Below are 18,340 nucleotides of genomic sequence, written 5' to 3' on the forward strand. Positions count from 1 at the left end.
CCGCATCAAGGACATGTACATCACCGGAAGCTTCAACTGTTATCCGCCGAGGTCGAGAACCTGATCTACCAGCACCCCGGCATCGCGCAGGTCGCCGTTGATCGGCCTCCCGCACGAGCGCCAAGGCGAGGTCGGCATGGCGTTCGTGGTGCCCGCGCCGGGCGCGAGCATCGAGCCTGCGGCCCTAATCACTTGGTGCAAGGCAAACATGGCGAACTACAAAGTGCCGGGGAGCGTGCGCGTGGTGAACGCGCTGCCGGTGAGTGCGTCGGGGAAGGTGGTGAAGGGGGAGTTGAGGAAGATGGCGCGGATCGACCAAGGATGTCCCGGTCAGAAGGGCGGCTCGTTTTCGACCTCAACGTCTGTCGTGTGCGCTTGAGACCTAAAGATTGCGAGAGTCCGCTCAGCGATGCCGAGGAGTTGGTCGTAGGTCAGCACCTCGATTCGATGAAGGTGACCATTGAGGTTTCGAAGAGCTGATCGTTCCTTTGCACTTCCGTTCCTGCCAATGATCACTCGGGCGCGAATCTTCAACGGATCCTCGCCGTCGACCGCGATGATGGAGTTCCGGTCTCGCTCGATCTCCTCGATGTAGTGGATTGCCTGCCCGAGCGCGGCAGAGAGCTTTGCCGACGGGTGGAACGTGTCGTGGGACCGGTCGTGGATGAAAAGCGTCTCGGCCGGTTTCTTGATCTCAACGACTTCGAGGTAGGAGTCGACAGTTCGCCTGAGCATGTAGTCCTGCTCGCTGTCTCGAGTCCACCCTCGCCGATCAAGCAGCTCGCTGTACTCGCTCCCGAACATCCAAGGGTGATTCCGGAGATGCGCCTGCAATGCAGGCTCCAGCGTATCCCTCGCAGCAATCAAGCTCCGCAGCTCGGAGCATGCCCTCTCGTACTCGACCATCCGCGCGGCAAGACCGATGTGCCGCACCGCATCGGCGTTCCCGCCCTGGAAGGCGGCGACGAACTCGTCCGCGACGGAGGGCGAACCTTCAAGTTGGGACAAGATCGTTCGGACGAGAGCCAGCTTGTCGGAGGAAGCCAGGTTTGGCAGGGCGGTCAGCAACCGCTCAAGCCTTGCGTAGTCGTCTGAGCCGACAATGTGCACATCGCCAGATTTCTCAGAGAGGCTGCCCTCCATGAACGCCTTGAGAAACCTGAAGAGCCGCTCGATCTCGTTGGGGTCATCGCCCTCGAGACGGATCGACTTCTCTGGCTTCGCGAACCAGCCGGCCTTTCGGCGATCGATCGAGTCGATCCGGAGCGAGTAGTGATGGGAGGCGCTTGTTTTGGGATCGAGGATCTCGAACAAAGTCGCGATTCGAAAGGTCCTCGGGCCGTCCTTCAGGATTGCCTGCTGTACCCGCCCGACGTTCGGGTTCGTGTAGCTCTCGCGGATTCGAACCTTGACATCATCGAGCGACGCATCCCGAGGAAGCGGCATTTCAGGCGACCTCCCCTCGATGCGCCGCACTCCTCCCCGCCACTCTCCCGAACACCACCGCATTCGCGATCGAGTTGCCGCCGCCCACGTAGCGTTCCCCTAACACGTTGCCCGTCACCTCCCCCGCGGCGAACAGGCCGGGGATCGGGCGCTCGTTCTGGTCGAGCACGCGCGCGTCGGGGGTGATGCGCGGGCCGCAGCTGGTGAGGCACACGATCGCGGGGCGGATCTCGGCGGCGTAGAACGGCGGCGTCGCAATCGGGCGCAGCTCGCGCGCGTCCTTGAAGAACGCGCTGTCGCGGCCGGCGGCGCAGTCGGCGTTGTATCGCGACACGGTGCTCGCCAGCGCGGCGGGCGCGATGCCGGCGCGCTTCGCGAGCGCTTCGAGGGAGTCCGCTCGATGCAGCTTGCCCGCGTTGGCTTCGCGCTCGAGAACTTCGGCGACCCAGTTGAGCGGGATCACGCCGCTCGCGAAGGCGTCGGCGAGATCCGGGCTCGGCTTCGCCGCGGCGCGCGTCGCCTCGTCGAAGATCGCCCAGCAGCGGCCGCCCTGTTCCTTGATCACGCCCGCCATCACGGCGTACGCCGCCATCTCGTTCACGAAGCGGCGGCCGTCGGGGTTGACGTAGACGATCCAGCCGGGCACGTGGGCTTCGAGCTGTTTCGAGAATCCGGGAGTTGTTAGGAGCAGGCCGCGGCCGTGGCCGCCGATCGAGGCGCCGACTTGTTGGGACATGGTGAGGCCGTCGCCCACGCACGTTGGCGCGGAGATGCACCACGACCAGTCGCCGCTCGCGACGCCGTCTGGGTAGTAGCGCGCGAGCAGGTCCGCGTTCTGGCCGAAGCCGCCACTCGCGAGCACGACGCTGCGCGCGGTGGCGTCCTCGCCGTTCGCGCGCACGCCGCGCACGGCGCCGTCGCGGAATAACAACTGCTCCACGCGATTGCCGAGCGCGAGATCGATGGGGCGTGCGCGTATGGCGCGCTCGAGCGCGGCGGCGATCGCGGCGCCGTTGCCGCGCGCCGCGTGCCCGCGCGCGACGCTCTCGACGCCGCTCACGTAGAGATCGCGCGCGCGAAACTCGACGCCGAGCGAGATCAGCCACTCGACGCCGGGCGCAGCCTCGTCGCAGAGCACGCGCACGACCCCCGGGTCGACGCGGTGCTGATTCAGCGTGAGGTAGTACTCGTACATCGCGTCGGCGCTGTCGGCCGCGATGCCCGCCGCGCGCTGTACCGAAGTGCCGGCGGCGTAGTAGACGCCGCCCGAGATCGCGGTCGAGCCGCCGAGCGCGCCCGCGGCTTCGACGAGCAGCACGCGCGCGCCGGCGTCGTGCGCCTCGACAGCCGCGCACATGCCCGCTCCGCCGCCGCCGATCACGATCACGTCGTAGTCGTTCGCCATGGGCCGATGGTACGTCGGTCGGGCGATGTGCGGCGGTGTGCATGTACGTCCCCAGTGCGCGTAGATGTGCACGTACGTCCCGAGTGCGCGCCCTTGTGCGGGTACGTCCCCGGTGCGCGACGCTGCCTCGCTCATGCCCGCGCTCACGCACGTCACCGATCTCTGGCCGCTGCTCGAAGCGCGCGCCGCCGAGACGCCCGATGCGCTGTTCGCGCTCGACGAGCGCGGCCGCACGCTCTCGTTCGCGCAGTACCGCGACGCCGCGCTGCGCTGCGCCGCGGGGCTCGCGCGGCTCGGCGTCGCGCGCGACGTGCCCGTGTCGTGGCAGCTGCCGACGCGCATCGATGCGCTCGTGCTCACGGCCGCGCTCGCGCGGCTCGGCGCGGTGCAGAACCCGATCCTGCCGATCCTGCGCGAGCGCGAGGTCGCGTTCATCACGCGGCAGATCGGCGCACGCTGGCTGTTCGTGCCGCGCGTGTTTCGCGGCTTCGACTTCGAGGCGATGGCGACGCAGCTTGCGACATTTCGGCCCGGCCAAAATGTCCACTGCATCGACGACGGCTTGCCCGAGGGCGATCCCGCGTCGCTCCCGCCCGCGCCAGTCGTTACGGAACCCGCTACCGCGCCGGTGCGCTGGATCCTCTACAGCTCGGGCACCACCGCCGACCCGAAGGGCGCGCGGCACACCGACCACTCCGTCGCGTTCCCCGGCCGCGCGATGTGCGAGGTGCAGGCGCTGCGCGCGGACGACCGCGTCGCGCTCGTCTTCCCCGTCACGCACGTGGGCGGCGTGAACTGGCTCGTGGGCTCGCTGATGTTCGGCTTCACGCTGCTCGTTGTGGAGATCTTCGACGCGAAGCGCACGCCGCTCTGGCTCGCCGAGCAGCGCGCGACACAGCTCGGCGCGGGCACCGTGTTCCATCAGGCGTATCTCGCCGCGCAGCGCGAGCACGGCGCGCAGCGCCTGTTCGCAAACGTGCGCGGCTACCCCGGAGGCGGCGCGCCGAAGCCGCCGCAGCTGTTCTGGGATCTGCTCGCGGAGACGGGCGCCGCGATTCACTCCGGTTACGGGCTCACCGAGCATCCCATCGCCGTGATGGGCGGCGTGACCGACGCGCCAGAGAAGCTCGCGACGACCGAGGGTCGCGCGACGCCTGGAACGGAGCTGCGCATCGTGAAGCTCGATGGCGCGGAGGCCGCGCGCGGTGAGGAAGGCGAGGTGCGCGTGCGCGGGCCGCACCTGTTTCGCGGCTACGTCGATGCCGCGCTCGATCGCGACGCGTTCGACGAGCGCGGCTTCCTGCGCACGGGCGATCTCGGCGTGCTCGACGCCGAGGGCTACCTCGCGATCACCGGGCGGCTCAAGGACATCATCATCCGCAAGGGCGAGAACATCTCCGCGAAGGAGATCGAGGATCACCTTCACACGCATCCAGCTGTTAGGGAAGCCGCGGTGGTCGGCCTCGCGGACGCGGTGCGCGGCGAGCGCGTGTGCGCAGTGATCGTGGCGCGCGAGGGCGCGGCACCGCTCGCGCTCGCCGCGGTCGCGGCGTTTCTACGCGAGCGCGGCGTCGCGACGTACAAGCTGCCCGAGCAGGTGGAGCACGTGGCGGAGCTACCGCGGAATCCGTCGGGGAAGGTGCTGAAGCGGGAGTTGAAGCAGCGCTACGAGCGCTGAGCGAGCAGCGCCTCGCGCCAGAACCGCAGCATGTCCGCGCGGAACTCCGCCGCGAGCGTTCCCTCCGTGCCGATCCGCGCGCCTCGCTTCCCGTAGCCCGCCTTCATCGCGTAGATCATCAGCTCGCGATCCGTCAGCGCGGGATCCGGCTTGTTTGTTAGGGGATGCACGAACGCGCCGTCGTCCGCGAGGTACGCGGTCGGTGCAGCAGGCGCGACCGAGGCGTCGGCGACGAGCTCGATCTTCGTCTCGCGATCGAAGCTGTGCTGCGCGCCGTCGAAGATGCGCAGGCTCGCATCGCCACCGCGCAGCTGCATCGCGTGAATCTGCGCCTGCACTTGTTGGGGCAGGCACCACTCGTCGCGGTCGCCGATGACGGCGCGTAGGCGGGTGCGGCCGATCGCGGGATCGAGGAACTGGTGGCCGCACCATGGATACGCGGCGTAGGCGGCGGCGAGTCCACGACCCGCGCCGGCGACCGCATCGGCGAAGCGCCTCATCGAGGCGGTGACGACCGCGGAGCCGCCGCGACTGTGGCCTTGCGCGCCGATGCGCGCGGCGTCTACGTCGGCGCGGCGCGCGAGGGCTTCGTATGCGGCGAGCACGTCGTACGCGCTCGCGGCGAACGAGTACTGCGTTTGGTTCGCGACCGTCGACGTGACGCTGCGCGCGCCGAAGGGGTCGATCACGAACGCGGCGATGCCTTCGCTCGTGAGCGCTTCGGCGTGGGCGAGGTGCGATGGCGCGACGCCGAGGCTGCCCGGCACGACGACCACTGCCGGGGTCGCGCCGGTGGCGCGCGGCGGCCGGAAGAGCTTGCCGTCGATTGCGCGCCGCGGGAGCGCACGCGGCGACGCGATCGCCGCGCGGTAGTTGGCGGGATCGGCGCTGTCGACTTCGACGTGTTCACCACGCGCGCCGTTCGCGAAAACGATCTCGCGGTCTCGAAAGCGGGCCTCGCCGTTCATGGCTCCTCCGAGCGCGAGGGTGCGGCGAAGCGACGGCGAATGCGAGCAGTTGAGAGAAGCGCACGCGGCGTGAGAAGCTGCGTGCAATGCCGCGTCACTCACATCCCGCGCTGCTCGTTCTCGGCCTCGTGACCGCTGCCGGCGCCATCCCACATGCGATCGGCGGCTGGCCGCCAGCCGCCGTGGCACTAGGGACCGCCGGCGTAGATCCAGATCTCATCGGCGGCATCGCCGCGGGCTGGTACTTCGGCAGCGCCGCGATGCTCGCATTCGGCGCGATCGTCGTGCTCGCGTGGCGCGACGCACGCGCGGGCGGCGACTTCGGCTGGCGGGCGGCGCTCGCGGTGGCGGCGACGTATCTCGCGTTCGGTCTCGGGGCTCTCGCAGTGCGCGGCGTGAGGCCGCACTTCCTCGGCTTCGTCGCGATCGGCGCGGGGCTCGCGTGGACTTCGCTGCGCGCGAGGCCGGGTCGCAGCTAGCGCGACACCTGCACGCGCTTCGCGAGCTGACTCCCTAACACCTCGGCCGCTTCGCTGACCATCTCGGCGAGGATCTCCGCCGCGGGCCGCTGCTTCGTCACGAGGCCCGCGGTCTGGCCCGCTGCGTTCATCAGCAGCTCGTGCCGGCTCGCTTGCTCGATCGAGTACTGGAGATCGCGGATCAGCGCGCCCTGCGCGCCCATCGGCAGCGCCTGCAGACCCTCGCGCTCCCACGCTTCGATGAGCGGGTTCGTCACGTTGCGCATCGTCTTGCCGCTGTAGAGGCGCGTGATCACCGTGTCCTCCGCAGCGGCGGCGAGGATGCGCTGCTTCTGCAGCGCGGGCTGATTCGCTTCGTTCGCGACGAGGAACGCAGTGCCGCACCACGCGGCCTCGCAGCCGAGCGCGAGCACGCCGGCGAGCGCGCGTCCCGTCGTCACGCCGCCGGCCGCGATCACCGGCTTCGGCGCGACCGCTTCGATCACCTGCGTCACGAGCGCGAGCGTGCCGATCTTGCCCGTGTGCCCGCCCGCTTCGGTGCCCTGCGCCACGACGTAGTCCGCGCCGTCGGCGGCGACTTGGCGCGCCGCCTTCACCGTGCCGACGAGCGAGAGGATCGTCGTGCCATTCGCGCGCAGCGCAGCGGCGAACGGCTTCGGCGTGCCGAGACCCGACGCGAACACGGGCACCTGTTCCTCCAACAACACTTCCATCTGCGCACCCGCCCAGCTCTCGCCGGGCTTCACCCACGAGCCGCCGTCGCCGCGCGCGGGCGGCGCCTGCTTCAGCTCGATGCCGAGCGACTGCGCGATGCGCGCGATCGCGTCGAGGTGCGTCTTCGGCAGCTTGTCCGCGCGCGGCGGCGCAGCGGCAGCGGCGTTTCGCGGCACGAGGAAGTTCGGCGACAAGAGCAGGTCGACGCCGAAGGGCTTCTTCGTCAGCAAACGCAGCTTGCGGATCTCGCCGCGCAGCACTTCGGGCGAGTACGCGACACCGCCGATGATGCCGAGCCCGCCCGCGTTCGATACGGCCGCCGCGAGCTCCGCAGTCGCGACGGGCGCTCCGGTGCCTGCGACCGGTCCCATGCCTGCGAGCACGACGGGGTACTCGATACCGACGCGATCGCAAAGGGCAGTACGAAGTGTGGGGCGCGACATCTCAGCTCTCCTCGCTCTCGGGCGCCGCATGGTGCGTCAGCGCAGCGCGCCGCGCCTTCTTCTCCGCGGCTCTGCGGTCCTGCTCCGCGAGATAGGCCGCCACCGTCGCGCGCAGGTTCGCGTCGTACACCTCGACGTCGAACGCCACCGCCTTCGGCGGAAAGCCCACGCGATACGCGCTGCCATTGCGCGTGCGCTCGAGGTAGCCGTAGTCGACGAGCGTGCGGCGCAGCGCGACGTGATCGATCTCGATCGCGGGCGCAATCTCGCGCAGCCAGCGCTTCAGCTGCTCGTTCACCTCGCGCTCGCTGTACGTCGCCTTCTCGTCGAGCTCGAGCGTGATGCTCTTCATCAGAATCTCGCGATCGCGCCGCCCACGCGGAAAGCCGCGCGGCCCGCGATCGGCGCCGAGCTTCAGCACGCGCTCCACGAATTCTTCCAGCGAGATCATGGGGGCGTAGAGTAGGCGCAGCGCGAAGGAGACTCGATGCTGCGAGGCAGCTGTTTGTGCGGGCGGATTCGGTACTAAATCGACGGCGAGCTCGGGCCGCTCGGGAATTGTCACTGCCGGACGTGCCGCAAGGCGCATTCGGCCGCGTTCAACACCTCCGCGCGCGTGCCGCGCGAGCGCTTCCGCTGGACCGCAGGTGAGAGCGAAGTGGTCGGCTACGAATCGACGCCGGGCAAGACGCGGTACTTCTGCGCGCGCTGTGGCTCGCACCTGATCGCGGCGTGGAAGGATCAGGCGCACGTCGTGCTGCGCGTCGGCTCGCTCGACGACGATCCCGGCATGAAGCCGCGCATCCACATCTGGACTTCACACAAGGCGCCCTGGCACGAGATCACCGACGCGCTGCCGCAGTTCGCGGAGGCGCAGCCCGCGCCGAAGTGAATCAGCGCGCTGGCGCCTCCGGCGGCTTCGCCTCGGGATAGCGCCCCGAGTACGCGTGCCCGTAGCCCCAGCGGAAGTAGAGCGGCACCGCCGGATGGCCGCCGACGCGCACGCCGAGACGCATCAACTCGCCGTAGCCGGGACTCGTTACGGACGCGACGCACTCGCCGAGCTTCGCGTCGGCACGCTTGCGGTCCTCGGCAGAGCCGCCGCACCAGTAGGCGTAGTCGTGCTCTTCGCAGCAGTGCCGCCAGTCCGACTCGCCGAAGCGGTCGAGCCACCACGAGCAGCCGTCGAAGCGGAACGGAATCGTGGGCAGACCCGCGGGCTCGCCGTGCTCCGTGCACCACTCGGCGGCCCGCGCCTCGATCTTGGCGGCTTCGCCCGCGTCGCGGTCGTACGGCGGGGCCGTGTGATGCGAGAGGGACGTGCACGAGGTGAAGACGACGATGCCGAGAAACGCCGAGAGGGGGAGGAGCAGCAGCAAGGCTCGCTTCATCGCGCGAGCATAATCAGTGCGACGGGAGGCGCTCGCGATGCAGCTGCTCGACCACGTCTCGATCACGCTGCGCGACCTCGCGCGCGCGAAGCCGTTCTACCGCGCCGTGATGGCCGCGCTCGGCGCGCGCGAGGCGTACGACGAGCCCCGCGCGATCGGCTTCGGCGAGCGCAACTCGGGCCGAGACGACGCGCACTCCTACCTCAGCGTGTTCGAGTCGCCGGCCGCGAGCCCCGATGCGCGGCGCCACGTGTGCCTGCGCGCCGCAAGCCGCGCGCAGGTCCGCGCCTTCCACGCCGCAGGCCTCGCGCACGGCGGCGCGAGCGCAGGCGAGCCCGGCCCGCGCAGCGACTACCACGCCACGTACTACGCCGCATTCCTCGAAGACCCCGAAGGCAACCGCATCGAGGCCGTGTGCCATCGCTCCGAATGACACGAGCGGCGTGAAGAAATTTTCGCGGGCACCGGCGCACCGCCGCGCGGGCGGCGTAAGAATGCGCGGAGCCAACACGGTGCACGCGCATGCAGACCGACAGCGACAGCGTCCAAGCCAGCGATCTCGAAGACGCGTGGCCGTTCCTCGATTCTGAGGAGCGGCTCGAAGGCTTCCGCTTGCTCGCACCGCACGAGGCCGAGCGCTTCTTCACCGCGCTCGATGCGCGCGAAGAGTGCGCGCTGCTCGCGACCTTCACGCCGACCGAGCGCCAGCTTTGGATGCGGCAGCTCGAGCCCGACGACGCCGCCGACGTGGTGCAGGCCGCGCCGGCGGAGCAGCGCGAGACGCTGCTCGGCGCGCTCGACGCCGCCGCGCGCCGCGAAGTCGCGGCGCTCATGGCCTACGCGGAGGACGACGCGGGCGGCCTGATGAGCCCGCGCTACGTGCGCCTGCGCCCCGAGATGACGGTCGACGAGGCGATCGCGTACCTGCGGCGCGCGGCGCGCGAGCGCGTCGAGACGATCTATTACATCTACGTGCTCGACGCGGAGAATCGCCTGCTCGGCGTCGCCTCGTTCCGCGAGCTGTTCGCGGCGCCCTCGGACAAGCTCGTGCGCGACATCATGCGCACGCGAGTGATTACGGTGCGCGACGACCTCGATCAGGAAGAGGTCGCGAACGTGATCGCCGAGAACGACCTGATGGCCGTGCCGGTGGTGAACGCCGCGGGGCAGCTACAGGGCATCGTGACGATCGACGACGTGGTCGACGTGGTGCGCGAAGAGGCGACCGAGGACATCCAGAAAATCGGCGGGAGCGCGGCGCTCGACCTGCCATACCTCGAGACCAGCGTGCTCGACCTCGTGAGGAAGCGCGCGGTGTGGCTCACCGTGCTGTTCATCGGACAGTTCCTCACCACGGCCGCGATGGGCTTCTTCGAAGACGAGCTCGCGCGCGCGATCGTGCTCTCGCTCTTCATCCCCCTCGTGATCTCGAGCGGCGGCAACGCGGGCTCACAGGCCTCGACGCTCGTGATCCGCGCGATGGCGATGGAGGAAGTGAGGCTGCGCGACTGGTGGCGCGTGCTACGCCGCGAGGTCGTGATCGGCCTCTTGCTAGGAGTCGCGCTCGGCGCAATCGGCCTCGCGCGCGTCGTCCTCTTCCCCGGCGCAGAGAGCACGTTCGGCGAGCACTTCGTGGCGGTGGGCGTGACCGTCTCGCTCTCGCTCGTGTGGATCGTGATGTGGGGCGCGACCGCCGGCGCCATGCTCCCTTTCGCGCTGCGGCGCTTCGGCTTCGACCCCGCCAGCGCGAGCGCGCCGTTCGTCGCGACGCTCGTCGACGTGACGGGCCTCGTGATCTACTTCAGCGTCGCGACCGTGGTGCTGAGCGGGACGCTGCTGTGAGGACTTCGCCATGGCCACCGCCCGCTACCTCGTGCGCGACGTCGCCGCCGCAGTCGCCTTCTACACGCAGCGCCTCGGCTTCGCGCTGAAGCAGAGCTTCGGGCCCGCGATGGCGATGGTGGCGCGCGGCGACCTGACACTTTGGCTTGCAGGCCCGCCCTCTTCCGCCGCGCGCGCGATGCCCGATGGGCGCAAGCCGGAGCCCGGCGGCTGGAACCGCATCGTGATCGAGGTGAGCGATCTCGCCGCGCTCGTCGCCGAGCTGCGCGCCGCGGGCGTGCCGTTCCGCAACGAGATCGTGCGCGGCCCCGGTGGGCAGCAGATTCTGTGCGAGGACCCGTCGGGGAATGCGGTGGAGCTGTTTCAGGCGGGGTGAGCCGCGCTCAACAGCAGCTCCGCCTTCCCTCCGCCCTGCGCGCGAGCGCGCAGCGGACGCTGTGCGCGTCGCTTCCTACCTGCGTGACGCCGACGAAGCCGCGCAGGAAGTCGCGCAGCGCGGCGAGGAAGCGCTCGCCGCAAGCGAAGAGCGCAGCGAGCCGGAGGCGAGCGAGGTTCATCGCTGTGACCATCACGCCGCCTCCGCCATCGCCGGCACGGGCCTCGGCCCACCGCCGCGCAGAGTGCGCAGCCACACGCGCGCGGCGTCGAGCAGCACGATCCACACGATCAGCATGAACACGCCCGTAATCACTGCGTCGAGCGTGTTGTTGAAGATCACCACGTTCGTCTCGGCGATCTTCTCGGGCGCGATCGCGCCGGCGGAGAGCTGGCCCTTCAGATGCTCGGCCTGCGCGAGGAAGCCGATGCGGCGATCGGGGTTGAAGATCTTCTGCCAGCCCGCGGTCATCGTGACGGTGACGAGCCAAGTCAGCGGGATCGCGGTGCAGATCGCGTAGATGGGACGCGCGCCTTTGATCAGGATCGTGGTGCCGAGCGTGAGCGCGATCGAGGCGAGCAGCTGGTTCGCGATGCCGAACAGCGGCCACAGGGAGTTGATGCCGCCGAGCGGATCGATCACGCCCTGATAGAGGAAGTAGCCCCAGCCCGCGACGATCAGCGCGGAGGCGATCACGTTGCCGGCGAGCGAGGTCGTCTCGCCGAGCGGCTTCGAGAATTGACCTAACAGGTCCTGCATCATGAAGCGGCCCACGCGGGTGCCGGCGTCGAGGGTCGTCAGGATGAAGAGCGCCTCGAACATGATCGCGAAGTGGTACCAGAGGGCCTTGAAGCCCTCGCCGCCCATCGCCTGCGAGAAGATCTCGGCCATGCCGACCGCGAGGCTCGGCGCGCCGCCGGTGCGCGAGAGCAGGCTCGATTCGCCGATCTGCTGCGTGAGCGTCGTCAGGTGCAGCGGATCGAGCGCGAAGCCCCAGCCCGAGATCACGCGCGCGGCTTCTTCGACGGTGGTGCCGATGACAGCGGCCGGCGAGTTGATCGCGAAGTAGACGCCGGGATCCATCACCGCGGCGGACATCAGCGCCATGATGCCGACGAACGATTCCATCAGCATCGCGCCGTAGCCGACGAAGCGCGCGTCTCTCTCCTTGTCGAGCAGCTTCGGCGTGGTGCCGCTCGAGATCAGGCTGTGAAAGCCCGACATCGCGCCGCACGCGATCGTGATGAAGCAGAACGGGAAGAGCTTGCCCGAGAACACGGGGCCGGTGCCGTCGATGAACTGCGTGAGCGCGGGCAGCTTCACCTCGGGCTGCACGACGAGCAGGCCGCCGGCGAGCAGCGCGACCGTGCCGATCTTGATGAACGCGGACAGATAGTCGCGCGGCGCCAATAACAACCACACCGGCAGCACGCTCGCGGTGAAGCCGTAGACGATGATCGCGAGCGCGATCGTCTCCTTGGGCAGATCGAACCAAGGCCGCAGCGTCTCGCTCTCGCCGACCCACTGCCCCGCGACCACCGAGAACAGCACGAGCCCGAGGCCCCACGCGGTGGCTTCGAGCACGCGGCCGGGGCGGATGCGCACCATGTAGATGCCCATCGCCATCGCGATCGGGATCGTGGCGGCGACGGTGCTCGTGGCCCACGGGCTGCCGAACATCGCGTTCACGACGACGAGGCCGAGCACGCCGATCAGGATCACCATGATCGCGAGCACGCCGACGAGCGCGGCGGCGCCGCCGATCGGGCCGATCTCGTCGCGCACCATCTGCCCTAATGACTTGCCGTCGCGCCGCAGCGAGCCGACCAGGATCGTGAAGTCCTGCACCGCGCCGCCGATCACGACGCCGATCAGGATGTAGAGCGTGCCGGGCAAGTAGCCGAACTGCGCGGCGAGGATCGGACCCACGAGCGGCCCGGGCCCCGCGATCGCGGCGAAGTGGTGGCCGAACGCGACCCACTTGTTCGTGGGCACGAAGTCCTTGCCGTCTGCAAGGCGATGCGCGGGTGTCAGGCGCGAGTCGTCGAGCGCGAAGGCCTTGGCGGCGAGAAACGCGGAGTAGAAGCGGTACCCGATCGCGTAGACGCACACCGCGGCGACGAGGAACCACGTGCTCGAGATCGCCTCCCCGTTCGCGGTGGCGACGACGCCGAGCGCGCCGGCTCCGAGCAGCGCGACGAGGATCCAGACCACGACCTGCATGCGCGACCTCCCTGAGAAACGCGCGCATTCTCCGCGACCCCCGCAGGCCGCGCACCTGGGACGCACGTGCACCAAAGCGCGCACAGGGGACGTACGTGCACCGAGTCGCGCACATGGGACGTACATGCACTTCGGTGCGCGTGCGTCCCAGGTGCGCGCACAAGTGCATGTACGTCCCCTGTGCGCGCACATGTGCAGGTGCGTCCCAGGTGCGCGCAGATGTGCGTGTACGTCCCAGGTGCGCGCCCTAGGCGCGCCGGCCGCCCGCGCTCGTCGCGATGCTGCCCGCTACCACGCACGCGGCGCCGAGCCAACTCGTGGCGTCGAGGCGCTCGGCGGGCACCGCGCCCGCGGCGAGCGAGGCGATCGCGAGCGTCACGAGCGGGCCCGCCGCGAGCAGCGCGGAGACGCGCGAGGCCTCCCAGTGCGCGAGCGCAGCGGCGAGCGCGCCGTAGCCGAGCAGCGTGTTCGCCCCGCAGAACGCGACGAGGCCCCAGCCGCGCGCATCGAGCGCGGCGAGCTGCGCGGGCTCGGCGAACGGCGTGAAGCAAACCGCGCAGCCCGCGTAGAGCAGCAGCATCAGCGCCTGCGAGGGGAGCCGCACGAGCAGCTGCTTCTGCGCGAGGCCGTAGCCAGCCCACGTGATCGAGGCGAACACGATGAGCAGCACGCCTGAGAAGTAGCGATCGAGCTCGCTCGCGAGCTGTGCGAGCTGCGCCCAGCTGAACGTGACGAGGCCGACGACGAGCGTCGCGAAGCCGGCCCACTGCACACGCGTGAAGCGCTCGCCGAACACGAACAAGCTGCCGAGCGTGAGCAGCACCTGCGCGAGCTGGATCAGCACCTGCGCGCTTGCGGGCGTCGTGCGCTGCAAGCCCACGAGGTACGCGATGTAGTTCGCGGCCAGGCCGGCGACGGCGAGCGCGAGGAGCAGCCAGCCGCCACCTGCGAGCTTGCGCAGCTCGGGCAGCTCCCTGCGCGCTGCGAGCCACGCGAAGAGTGCGACGCTCGCGATCACGAAGCGCGCCCACGTGAGCGTGAGCGGCGTGACGCGCGCGAGCGCGCCGGCGAGCGCGAACGGCAGCACGGCCCACAACAACATCGTCGTCGCCGCGAAGCCCGCGCCGAGCGCGACCTCGCCGCTGGGCTTGTGCAGCGCGGTCTCGCTCACTCCGGCGCGTCCCCGTTCGGCCAGCTCAGCTCGCCGTCGCCTTGCAGCGACACCGACAGATCCACGGACTCGCACACGCCATCCGCGAACAGAAGGCCGAGGCCCGCGTCCTCGATGCGGTGGAAGCGCAGCGCGTCGTCCGATGCTTCCTCGTCGAGCGCGAGCGCGCCGATGGGCGCGAGCGCGCGCTTGGCCTCGGCCTCGCGCATGCCGATCGGCCGCACTCCGCGCACGGAGGTGCTCTCGGCCTCGCACACGACGAGCGTCAAGCGGCCTCCGAGGTCGGCGTCGAAGTAGAGCGAGAAGCCGAAACGCTCGTAGTGCCAACCGAAGCGCACGCCAGCGAGTTCGTCGTCTTCCTCGATGCGGTCGGGCTCACCCGCGCGCGCGCGGGCTTCGTCGCGCGTCATGCCGAGCCGCACGCGGCCGATGCCCCAGCGCGGGTGAATCTGCGGCTGCATCGTGTCTCCTCGGCGGCCGCCTAGCGTGACCGCGGGCCGCGTCGCACGCTAGGCGGCTCACGAGGAGCTGCGATGGATCTGCGCCTGTTCGCCACCGTGTTCGCGAGCGTGTTCGTCGCCGAGCTCGGCGACAAGACGCAGCTCGCAACGATGCTCTACGCCTCCGACCGCGCGCACCCGAAGCTCACCGTGTTCGCAGCTTCCGCGAGCGCGCTCGTGCTCACCTCGGCGCTCGGCGTGCTCGCGGGCGGCGTGATCTCGGAGTACGTGAGCCCGCGCGTGCTGCGCTGGGTCGCGGGCGTGGGCTTCATCGCAGTGGGCGTGTGGGTGCTGCTCTCTCGGGGAGACTGACTTGCTGAAGATCAAGCTCGACCACGTCGCGATCGGCGCGCATGCGATCGCCGATGCGGAGCCCATGCTGGAAGTCGCGCTCGGCGGCGTGAAAGCGGGCGGGCACGCGAGCGGGCCGCCGTTCGGCTTCATGCAGTGGGTGTACGCCGACGGCGGGCGGATCGAGGTGATCTTCCCGCTCGGCGACGACGGCTTCCTGCACCGCTTCCTCGCGCGCGGCGGGCCGCGCGTTCATCACGTCACGTTCAAGGTCTCGAGCCTCGACGCGATGATCGAGCGCGCGACGGCGATGGGTTACGGCATCGCGTCGCAGGACCGCAGCGATCCGTACTGGCAGGAGGCGTTCCTCCACCCGAAGCAAGCGCAGGGCATCGTGATTCAGCTCGTCGAAGCACACGAGCGTCCCGACGACTCACACATGCCGGACGCGACGGAGGCGCCCGGCGCCGCGTGTGTGAGCGGGCCGCGCCTAACAAGCACGAGCGCAGAGCTCGCGCGCCGGCAGTGGGGCGAGCTGATGGGCGGCAACGAGAGACGCAGCGGAAGCGCGCTCGTGTTCGCGTGGCCCGACTCGCCGCTCACGATCACGGTGGACATGGACGCGAGCGAGGAGCCCGGCCCGCGCTGCATCGAAGTCACCGCGCCGCGCGCGCTCGCGCTGCCCGTAGGCCCCGCGCCGAAGCTCGGGACGCGCTTCGTGCAGCGCCCATAGTCGGACGCCGCCCGTAACTTTGCGCGCCTCACGCCGCGCCGAGCCCGCTCCACTGCGTCAGCGCGAACACCGCGAACGCCGCCGTGCACGCGATCCCGCCGCCGCCGAGCCAGCGCCAGCTTCCGCCGCGGCGCCAGAGCGCGATGCTCGCAGCGACGAGCGCGGCGAGCTCGAACGCGAGGAACACGTCGCCGTGGTGCGCGGGATCCCAGTAGCTGACGGGGCTGCGAAACCGGTACTCGCTGAGCGGCCAGAAGTGACCGTGCGCGTCTTCGTGGTGCACTAACAAGTCCGCCAGGGAGTGGAGCGCCATGCTCGCGAGGCACGCGAGCCACGCGTCGCGGCGCGCTCTCCACGCGAGCAGTGCGGCGAGCGCGATCAGCGGCAGCGAGTTGAAGGCGTCGAAGAGCTGCTGCCACTCGGGCTCGAAGTACGTCTGCGACCAAATCACGCGCTCGGGCGTCGCGAGCCAGCCGCGCTGATAGGCGTAGAACGCGAACATCGGCGCGTCCGGCAGCAGCGCGCCGAGCGCGATCGCCCACGGATGCGCCGCGAATCGCCAGCGCCCGAGCGCGAACGCATTCAGCACGACGTGCGCGGGCGTGTTCACCGCGCGAGATCCAGCGCCATCGCCACGCGCCGCTCGCGCGCGAGACCGCGCGTTACTTCTGCCTCGAAGATCTCGCTCAGCTCGCCCGCCAACTCGCTCGGCGTCAACTCGACGAACCCGATCCGCTCGTACCAAGGCATGTTCCACGCCACGCCCCGAAACGTGGTGAGCGTGAGCCTCGGCGCGCCGTTCGCCTCGGCATGCGCGCGGACGCTTTGAATCAGCGCGCGTCCGACGCCTCGCCGCTGCTCGGCGGGGTGCACGTCGATCTCGTCGAGGTGCAGGCTTCGGTCGCCGAGCCACAGCGCGATCGCGTAGCCGATCACGCGGTCGCGCGCGTCGAGCGCGCACCAAAGCAACCCGTCGCGCCGGGCCGCCTCGAACTCGTCGTCGCTCGTGAGCGACGCGCCACGCAGCGCCTGCGGAAGGACGTCGAGTGGGAAGATTTCCTCCGCGGCGCGTTCCACCTCGCGCATCGCCGCGAAATGCTCTGGGCGGGCCGCGATCACCCGCGCGCGCGACATCAGCCGCGCTCGAAGCGCCAGCGCGTCGCATCCGCGCTGAACTCCTCGTGCACCTCGCTGAACCCGAACACCACGCTCGGGTCGATGCGAAACACCGGCGAGTCCTCGGGCAGCCCCATTCCGTACTTCGCGAGATACGCCCGTGGAATCGAAGATTGCACCTGCGAAAAGCTGAGCGCGCTCGCGACGCCCTCCACGATCACCGCGTGCGGGCCGCGCTCCGTGCTGACGCTGCACTCAGGCCGCGAACGCAGGTTCCGAGTCTTCCGGCTCTGCTCACCCGTCGAGATCCACAGCGCATTCGCTTCCCACACCGCCCACACCGGCATCGCATGCGGCCGTCCATCCCCGCGCGCTGTCGCAAGCCAATAGTTGTGCCCCGCTCGCAGAATCTCCTCGGCCCAGCTCCACGGCTTGACCCCGTGAACGTCTTCCGAGATTCCATAGCCCGGCATGTGCGGCCGCGTAGCAACGATTCGATTCCCCATGAGGCCACCCTATCACGCACACCAAACGCCACGACGACCGCGCAGCCGTGCGGAATCAACGCCTCTATGGCCCGCGGGCCGCCCCCTCGGTCGCACGCCGAGCAGCCACTCGATCACGAGCCGCATCGCCCACTCGAGCACCACAACAAGCGCGCAGCGTGCGGAATCGACGCCTCGACGGCGTCGATTCCGCCCCTCCCCTCCCCCCTCGATTCGTGAAGCAAGCAACGCCGCCACCCAAGCCCGCCAGGCCCGCGGGAGCGGGGGTCGCGGAGGCGAGCGCCAGGCGTCCCCGCGCACTCACGCCCCTAACAACTCACACCACCTGCGGCCCATGCCTCACCTGACCTGAGGAGAACCACCGCAAGCGCACGACGCGCCGAGCCGCAGCGACCCCCGCGCACGCGGGCCGCAGCTCGATCCTCCCTTGCAACCAACCAAGCCCTCGGTCGCACGCCGAGCAGCCACTCGATCACGAGCCGCATCGCCCACTCGAACACCACAACAAGCGCGCAGCCGTGCGGAATCGACGCCTCGATGGCGTCGATTCCGCCCCGCCCCTCCCCCCTCGATTCGTGAAACAAGCAACGCCGCCACCCAAGCCCGCCAGGCCCGCGGGAGCGGGGGCCGCGGAGGCGAGCGCCAGGCGTCGCCGCGCACTCACGCCGATAACAACTCGAACCACCTGCGGCCCATACCTCACCTGACCTGAGGAGAACCCCCGCACGCGCGCGACGCGCCGAGCCGCAGCGACCCCCGCGCACGCGGGCCGCAGCTGGATCCTCCCTCGCACCCAACCTCTTCACCCCCCCCCCCCCCCCCCCCCCCCCCCCCCCCCCCCCCCCCCCCCCCCCCCCCCCCCCCCCCCCTCCTCGCCCCCCCCCCCCGCCCCGCCCCCCCGCCCCCCCCCCCCCCCCCCCCGCCCCCCCCCCCCCCCCCCCCCCCCCCCCCCCCCCCCCCCCCCCCCCCCCCCCCCCCCCCCCGCGATCCTCCACCACATACCCCACACCCTTCACCGTGTGGATCAGCTTCCTCTCGAACGGCTTGTCCACTTTGTT

Annotated in this window: 20 protein-coding genes and 2 pseudogenes; 9 read left to right on the forward strand and 13 right to left on the reverse strand. The window is 70.0% G+C overall.

Annotation, left to right across the window (positions count from 1 at the left end):
• Nucleotides 1-13: 13 nt before the first annotated feature.
• Nucleotides 14-379, forward strand: a pseudogene (locus FJ091_19850) (hypothetical protein).
• On the opposite strand, the gene FJ091_19855 reads toward FJ091_19850, so the two are convergent.
• A complete protein-coding gene (locus tag FJ091_19855; protein ID MBM4385610.1) occupies nucleotides 331-1,446 on the reverse strand; it encodes a DUF4263 domain-containing protein in 1,116 nt (371 codons plus the stop codon). The pseudogene FJ091_19850 and the gene FJ091_19855 overlap by 49 nt on opposite strands.
• 1 nt (nucleotide 1,447) lies before the next feature.
• A complete protein-coding gene (locus FJ091_19860; protein ID MBM4385611.1) occupies nucleotides 1,448-2,851 on the reverse strand; it encodes an FAD-dependent oxidoreductase in 1,404 nt (467 codons plus the stop codon).
• Between the two features lie 133 nt (nucleotides 2,852-2,984).
• Between FJ091_19860 and FJ091_19865 the strand changes: the two genes are divergently transcribed.
• Complete coding sequence (locus FJ091_19865) at nucleotides 2,985-4,529, forward strand: AMP-binding protein (GenBank protein MBM4385612.1); 1,545 nt, start codon at nucleotides 2,985-2,987, stop codon at nucleotides 4,527-4,529.
• On the opposite strand, the gene FJ091_19870 is transcribed toward FJ091_19865, so the two are convergent.
• On the reverse strand, nucleotides 4,517-5,497 hold the full coding sequence (locus FJ091_19870; protein ID MBM4385613.1) for a dienelactone hydrolase family protein: 981 nt from the start codon (nucleotides 5,495-5,497) through the stop codon (nucleotides 4,517-4,519). The genes FJ091_19865 and FJ091_19870 overlap by 13 nt on opposite strands.
• A gap of 86 nt (nucleotides 5,498-5,583) precedes the next feature.
• Here FJ091_19870 and FJ091_19875 point away from each other — a divergent pair, with 86 nt between their 5' ends.
• A complete protein-coding gene (locus FJ091_19875) occupies nucleotides 5,584-5,976 on the forward strand; it encodes a hypothetical protein (protein ID MBM4385614.1) in 393 nt (130 codons plus the stop codon).
• Here the strand turns inward: FJ091_19875 and FJ091_19880 are convergent.
• Together FJ091_19880 and FJ091_19885 are read right to left on the reverse strand one after the other, a co-directional pair.
• Nucleotides 5,973-7,133 carry a nitronate monooxygenase gene (locus FJ091_19880; protein MBM4385615.1) on the reverse strand — a complete coding sequence of 387 codons (1,161 nt, stop codon included), beginning with the start codon at nucleotides 7,131-7,133 and terminating at the stop codon, nucleotides 5,973-5,975. The two genes, FJ091_19875 and FJ091_19880, sit on opposite strands and share 4 nt — an antisense overlap.
• 1 nt (nucleotide 7,134) lies before the next feature.
• The gene (locus tag FJ091_19885) at nucleotides 7,135-7,584 is read right to left on the reverse strand and encodes a DUF2087 domain-containing protein (protein MBM4385616.1); all 450 of its coding nucleotides are present in this window, start codon (nucleotides 7,582-7,584) and stop codon (nucleotides 7,135-7,137) included.
• 39 nt (nucleotides 7,585-7,623) lie between these two features.
• Between FJ091_19885 and FJ091_19890 the strand changes: the two are divergent.
• A pseudogene (locus tag FJ091_19890) lies at nucleotides 7,624-8,025 on the forward strand (GFA family protein).
• 1 nt (nucleotide 8,026) lies between these two features.
• Here FJ091_19890 and FJ091_19895 read toward each other — a convergent pair.
• Complete coding sequence (locus FJ091_19895) at nucleotides 8,027-8,524, reverse strand: hypothetical protein (protein ID MBM4385617.1); 498 nt, start codon at nucleotides 8,522-8,524, stop codon at nucleotides 8,027-8,029.
• A gap of 37 nt (nucleotides 8,525-8,561) precedes the next feature.
• On the opposite strand from FJ091_19895, the gene FJ091_19900 reads away from it, so the two are divergent.
• From FJ091_19900 to FJ091_19910, 3 genes are all read left to right on the forward strand, one after another.
• Nucleotides 8,562-8,957: a VOC family protein gene (locus FJ091_19900; protein ID MBM4385618.1), complete on the forward strand. Its 396-nt coding sequence runs from the start codon at nucleotides 8,562-8,564 to the stop codon at nucleotides 8,955-8,957.
• Nucleotides 8,958-9,046: 89 nt separating this feature from the next.
• Complete coding sequence (gene mgtE / locus FJ091_19905; GenBank protein ID MBM4385619.1) at nucleotides 9,047-10,366, forward strand: magnesium transporter; 1,320 nt, start codon at nucleotides 9,047-9,049, stop codon at nucleotides 10,364-10,366.
• 10 nt (nucleotides 10,367-10,376) lie between these two features.
• The gene (locus FJ091_19910) at nucleotides 10,377-10,742 is read left to right on the forward strand and encodes a VOC family protein (GenBank protein ID MBM4385620.1); all 366 of its coding nucleotides are present in this window, start codon (nucleotides 10,377-10,379) and stop codon (nucleotides 10,740-10,742) included.
• A gap of 7 nt (nucleotides 10,743-10,749) precedes the next feature.
• Here the strand turns inward: FJ091_19910 and FJ091_19915 are convergent, their stop codons facing one another.
• The 4 genes from FJ091_19915 to FJ091_19930 form a co-directional block, all read right to left on the reverse strand.
• Nucleotides 10,750-10,938: a hypothetical protein gene (locus tag FJ091_19915; GenBank protein ID MBM4385621.1), complete on the reverse strand. Its 189-nt coding sequence runs from the start codon at nucleotides 10,936-10,938 to the stop codon at nucleotides 10,750-10,752.
• Nucleotides 10,935-12,965, reverse strand: coding sequence for a carbon starvation protein A (locus FJ091_19920; GenBank protein MBM4385622.1), 2,031 nt, complete (start codon nucleotides 12,963-12,965; stop codon nucleotides 10,935-10,937). The genes FJ091_19915 and FJ091_19920 overlap by 4 nt, the downstream gene beginning before the upstream one ends.
• A 247-nt stretch (nucleotides 12,966-13,212) precedes the next feature.
• Nucleotides 13,213-14,067: a DMT family transporter gene (locus tag FJ091_19925; protein ID MBM4385623.1), complete on the reverse strand. Its 855-nt coding sequence runs from the start codon at nucleotides 14,065-14,067 to the stop codon at nucleotides 13,213-13,215.
• Nucleotides 14,068-14,132: 65 nt separating this feature from the next.
• Nucleotides 14,133-14,597 (reverse strand): hypothetical protein, encoded by a 465-nt coding sequence (locus FJ091_19930; protein MBM4385624.1) that lies wholly within the window; start codon nucleotides 14,595-14,597, stop codon nucleotides 14,133-14,135.
• A gap of 72 nt (nucleotides 14,598-14,669) precedes the next feature.
• On the opposite strand from FJ091_19930, the gene FJ091_19935 reads away from it, so the two are divergent.
• Nucleotides 14,670-14,948, forward strand: a complete 279-nt coding sequence (locus tag FJ091_19935) for a TMEM165/GDT1 family protein (protein MBM4385625.1) — start codon at nucleotides 14,670-14,672, stop codon at nucleotides 14,946-14,948.
• A 1-nt stretch (nucleotide 14,949) separates the two neighbouring features.
• Nucleotides 14,950-15,660 carry a VOC family protein gene (locus tag FJ091_19940; protein ID MBM4385626.1) on the forward strand — a complete coding sequence of 237 codons (711 nt, stop codon included), beginning with the start codon at nucleotides 14,950-14,952 and terminating at the stop codon, nucleotides 15,658-15,660.
• Between the two features lie 28 nt (nucleotides 15,661-15,688).
• Here the strand turns inward: FJ091_19940 and FJ091_19945 are convergent, their stop codons facing one another.
• From FJ091_19945 to FJ091_19955, 3 genes are read right to left on the reverse strand one after another with little or no spacing between them, the layout of a single operon-like run.
• A complete protein-coding gene (locus tag FJ091_19945; protein ID MBM4385627.1) occupies nucleotides 15,689-16,270 on the reverse strand; it encodes a hypothetical protein in 582 nt (193 codons plus the stop codon).
• On the reverse strand, nucleotides 16,267-16,746 hold the full coding sequence (locus FJ091_19950; protein ID MBM4385628.1) for a GNAT family N-acetyltransferase: 480 nt from the start codon (nucleotides 16,744-16,746) through the stop codon (nucleotides 16,267-16,269). The genes FJ091_19945 and FJ091_19950 overlap by 4 nt, the downstream gene beginning before the upstream one ends.
• Before the next feature lie 47 nt (nucleotides 16,747-16,793).
• Nucleotides 16,794-17,282, reverse strand: coding sequence for a pyridoxamine 5'-phosphate oxidase family protein (locus FJ091_19955; protein ID MBM4385629.1), 489 nt, complete (start codon nucleotides 17,280-17,282; stop codon nucleotides 16,794-16,796).
• Between the last annotated feature and the right edge of the window lie 1,058 nt (nucleotides 17,283-18,340).

This window comes from Deltaproteobacteria bacterium (assembly GCA_016875395.1).
Classification (GTDB): Bacteria; Myxococcota_A; UBA9160; order UBA9160; family UBA6930; genus VGRF01.